Source organism: Haladaptatus sp., from assembly GCF_049589095.1.
Classification (GTDB): Archaea; Halobacteriota; Halobacteria; order Halobacteriales; family Haladaptataceae; genus Haladaptatus.
The window spans coordinates 1-2,851 of record NZ_JBAWAC010000407.1; the positions used below are offsets into that span (position 1 = coordinate 1).

Annotated in this window: 1 protein-coding gene and 1 pseudogene; both read left to right on the plus strand. The window is 58.1% G+C overall.

Annotated elements, in window-relative coordinates; genetic code table 11:
* Positions 1 to 2,046, plus strand: a 2,046-nt coding sequence (locus WBV42_RS12795) for a heavy metal translocating P-type ATPase (RefSeq protein WP_423986374.1), incomplete at its 5' end; no start/stop codon positions are given.
* Between the two features lie 133 nt (positions 2,047 to 2,179).
* Positions 2,180 to 2,844, plus strand: a pseudogene (locus WBV42_RS12800) (SdpI family protein).
* Positions 2,845 to 2,851 lie beyond the last annotated feature (7 nt).

Sequence of the window (2,851 nt, forward strand, 5' to 3'; positions counted from 1 at the left end):
CGGACTGGGAGCGCACGCATAACATACGACGGGAATGTCACCGCTGAAGAGACACTCAAAGAGGTAGTCCGTGACCACGACGTTTCAGTTCGCGAGGATACTGAAACTGGAATAGAGGACGTAAGTACCCGCTCGGAACTGCGTCGGGAAGCGGTGTTCGTCGGTCTGACGCTTGCCGGGATGGTGACCGGTCTGGCAACGGGATGGCTCGACGGTCCTGGATTCCTCATGTGGGCCGGGTACGGCGTCGCCTACATCTTCGGCGGGTGGTACGGTCTTGAGGGAGCAATTGAGACACTCCGCCATCAAACGGTCGATATCGACCTGTTAATGATCGTCGCCGCACTCGGAGCGCTCTCGATTGGTGCGCCGTTCGAAGGGGCAATGTTGCTGTTCCTGTTCTCACTGTCGAACGTGCTTCAGCACTACGCCATCGGGCGGTCGCGCCGTGCGATAAAGTCGCTCATCGAGATGCGCCCAGACTCAGCACAGGTGGTGCGCGATGGCGAGGAGGTTACGATGCCCATTGACGAAGTCGCGGTTGGCGACGTGTTCGTCGTCCGACCCGGCGACCGGATTCCACTCGATGGCGTTGTCGAAGCAGGCGAGAGTACGGTCGATCAGGCATCACTCACTGGCGAGTCCATGCCCGTGCCAAAGGGTCCCGGAGACGAGGTATTCGGCGGGACGATCAACGAAAGCGGGAGTTTAGAGGTCGAAGTGACCCGGCAGGCACACGAGTCGGCCATCACGCGACTCATCCATATGGTCGAAGGCGCCCAGAGCGAGAAGGCACCTACGCAGCGTCTCATCGACCGCCTCGAACAGCCGTATGTTCTCGGGGTGTTCGGCCTGACAATCGCGGCTATCGCGCTTCCACTGCTCTTGCTGGACGCAGAGTTCACGAGTACGTTCTACCAGGCGATGACGCTCATGGTCGCGGCATCACCGTGTGCGGTCATCATCTCAACGCCGGCGGCGGTGCTCTCGGCGATTGCGTCGGGCGGAAGACAGGGTGTCCTGTTCAAAGGCGGTGAACACGTCGAGGCAGCAGCGAACATCAATGCAGTCGCGTTCGACAAAACCGGGACGCTCACCAAAGGCGATACACAGCTAACCGATGTCATAGTCCGCGACGCAAGTCCCATCTCCAGTGCGGTGAGTACCAACGACCAGCTCCTGGCGGTGGCGGCCGCGGTACAGACCCGCTCGGAACATCACCTCGCCGAGGCGACCGTCACAGCAGCAGAGCAGCAGTCACTCGACATTCCGGACGCTCACGGATTTCGAGCGGTCGCCGGTAAAGGAGTTCGAGCTGTGGTCGAAAACCGGACGATCCATATCGGCAATCCCACCTACTTTGAGACAGTCCTTGCAGACCGGACAATTGATGGGGTAGAGACGGGATTAGAGCGATTGAAAACGCTGGAATCGGAGGGAAAAACGAGTGTGCTCGTGGCACAGGAGATCAATGACTCGGTCCACGTGCTCGGTTGGCTTGCGTTCACTGACACCGTCCGTCCGGGGGCTACAGACATGATCTCGGAACTCAGGGCTCTCGGCGTTGACCACATCGTGATGCTGACGGGCGACAACGAACGCGTCGCACAGCGGATCGCAGATGAGGTCGGTATCGACGAGGTCCAGGCAGCGTTACTTCCCGAGGAGAAAGTTGCAAGTGTTGAGGAGTTGGTTGAGCGCTACAACACTGTGGCGATGGTCGGTGATGGAGTGAACGATGCACCAGCGCTCGCCACGGCGACCTTAGGTGTTGCGATGGGGGGTGCCGGAACAGACGTCGCACTCGAAACCGCCGATATTGTCCTGATGGGCGACGATATCAGCAAAATACCGTATGTGCTTGGGCTCGGTCGAAAGACACGCCGGACGCTCACAATCAACCTCGCTATTGCCTTCGGTGCAATTGCGCTCATGGTGGGGACCATCCTCCTGAGTGGACTTTCACTCCCACTCGCAGTGGTCGGGCACGAAGGGTCTACAGTCCTTGTTTCACTGAACGGTCTTCGATTATTGGGGTACAAGTGACGGCACTCGTCCTCGGGATCGACGTCGACAGGAGACACCCTTTCACAGTGAACACGATCTAGTGATGCACTAGGGAGTCAGTAAGGGCACCACTGGGACCGGGTTTATTAGACGTTCGGTCGTACTATTTTGAATGAATACTCATCATCGCTTCTCGCTAGCGACTGGGTTCGTCGTTCTTTCCGACGTCGTGAGCGTTGTCGCCGCGCCCGACCTCCGTCTTAAATCGTCTCAAACTGGGATGCGAGCGGCAACCCTAACGGAACGATGTCAAAGACGCTCGCTCTCTGGCTTGTCCCTGCACTGACAGCAGGTCTACTCGTCGTGTTTGCCGCCCTCCCTTGAATCGATCCGCTTGGCGAGAATATCGAGGCGTTCCGCCTGTACTACGACTGGTTCGTCGTTATCTCCGCAGGGTACATGTTCGTACTCCACGCCGGGGTCGTCGCGTTCAATCTTGGCTATGAGTTCGACTTCACGTATCTCATTCTGGTCGCAGCTGTTGGTCTCCTCTACTACAGCGGTGTCCTAATTACACATGCGAAACGCAAACTGGTTCGTCGGCATTCGAACCCCATGGACGCTGAGTAACGAGGAAGTATCGAACCGGACGCACTCGGAGGGAAGCTGTTCAAGGCTACAGCGATTCTGACGCTATTTGGACTGCTGTTCGGCGACTACGCACTCTACTTCCTCGTTATCCCCGCTCTCGTGACTGCCGCGACAACAGTGGTGTACTCGTATTACCTGTACGAGCGAATTGAGCAGGGTCGGACCGCCCCTGAGAGCGGGGTCTGACGTTCCC